This is a genomic window from Fundidesulfovibrio sp. (assembly GCF_058402725.1).
Genome location: NZ_JBZVFJ010000337.1, coordinates 1 through 1,656 on the forward strand (window position 1 = coordinate 1; position 1,656 = coordinate 1,656).

At 67.0% G+C, this 1,656-nt stretch carries 1 protein-coding gene; it reads right to left on the reverse strand.

What is annotated here, in order from left to right:
- Positions 1 to 198: 198 nt before the first annotated feature.
- On the reverse strand, positions 199 to 1,656 hold a 1,458-nt coding region (locus tag ACV4UX_RS19345; protein WP_491594906.1), incomplete at its 5' end, for a preprotein translocase subunit SecA.

Consider the following 1,656-nt stretch of genomic DNA (forward strand, 5'->3'; position numbering starts at 1 on the left):
CTCGCGCCTGTCCCAGCCGTCCTGATCGGCCAGGATCATCCCCACCAGGTGATGCTGAAGACGCGCGGGATGTCCATGGTGGAACGGCTCCTCGCGGGTGATGCTGAACCCGCTACGGCACGGGCTGACGCCGGGGGGGGCGTCAAGCGGCGGCGGCGCGCATGCCTTTGCATCGCCGCCGCGTGTCTCTCCCGGTGCTCAGCCCTTGGCCCCGCAGCACTTTTTGTGTTTCTTCCCGCTGCCGCAGGGGCAGGGGTCGTTGCGGCCCACCTTGGGCGCGGCGCGCTTCTTGGGCTGGGGCTTCTTCTCCGCGCCGTCCTGCGCGCCCTGGTATTGCAGGTCGCCCGCCTTCTCCTTGTGCTGGAACTCCTCCTCGCGCACCTCGGCGCGGATCTGCAGGCGCGAGAGGTGGCGCACCGTGGTGTCCGCGATCATGCCCAGGAGCCCCTGGAACAGCTCGAAGCCTTCGCGCTTGTACTCCTGCTTGGGGTCTTTCTGGCCGTAGCCGCGCAGGCCGATGCCGCCGCGCAGGTGGTCCATGTTCAGCAGGTGTTCCTTCCAGTGTTTGTCCAGGGCCTCCAGCAGGAAATAACGCAGGATTTCCCCGTAATGGTCCGGCGCGGCGGCCCTGAGCGACTCGAAGCGCTCCACCACGGCCTGGCGCAGCGCCTCCTTGGTGAACGCGCCCTGGGCCGGGTCCCAGCGCAGGTTGAAGGTCTCCTCCATGCGCGCGGCCACGATCTCCAGATCCTCCTCGGAGGGGCCCTGCTTGGCCAGCTCCAGGGGGGCGCAGATGTCGTCGATCATCTCGTCCACGAAGTCCAGGAGCACCTCTTCGGGGGCCTCGGTCTCCATGTAGTGGCGGCGGCGGGAGTAGATCACCTCACGCTGCTGGTTCATCACGTTGTCGAAGTCCAGCAGCTGCTTGCGGATCTCGAAGTTGTGGCCTTCCACGCGCTTCTGGGCGTTCTCGATGGCCTTGGAGACCATGCGGTTCTCGATGGCTTCGCCCTCCTGCATGCCCAACTTCTCCATGATGCCCTTGAGGCGGTCGGAGCCGAAGAGGCGCATGAGGTCGTCGTCCAGGGCCAGGTAGAAGCGCGAGGCGCCCTGGTCGCCCTGGCGGCCGGAGCGGCCGCGCAGCTGGTTGTCGATGCGCCGCGACTCGTGGCGCTCCGTGCCCAGGATGAACAGGCCGCCCAGGTCCTTGACGCCCTCGCCAAGCTTGATGTCCGTGCCGCGTCCGGCCATGTTGGTGGCGATGGTCACGCGGCCCTTGTGGCCCGCCTCGGCCACGATCTGGGCCTCGCGCTCGTGCTGCTTGGCGTTGAGCACGTCGTGGGGCACGCCCGCCTTCTTGAGCATCTGGGAGAGCATCTCCGACTTCTCGATGGAGATGGTGCCCACCAGCACGGGCTGTCCCTTCTTGTGCAGGTCGCGCAGGTCGTTCACGATGGCCGCGAACTTCTCCTGCTGGGTCTTGTAGATGATGTCGGGATGGTCCAGGCGCACCATGGGCCTGTGGGTGGGGATCACCGCCACCTCCAGCCCGTAGATCTGGCGGAACTCCACGGCCTCGGTGTCGGCGGTGCCGGTCATGCCGGGCTGTCCCTTCTTGTGCAGGTCGCGCAGGTCGTTCACGATGGCCGCGAACTT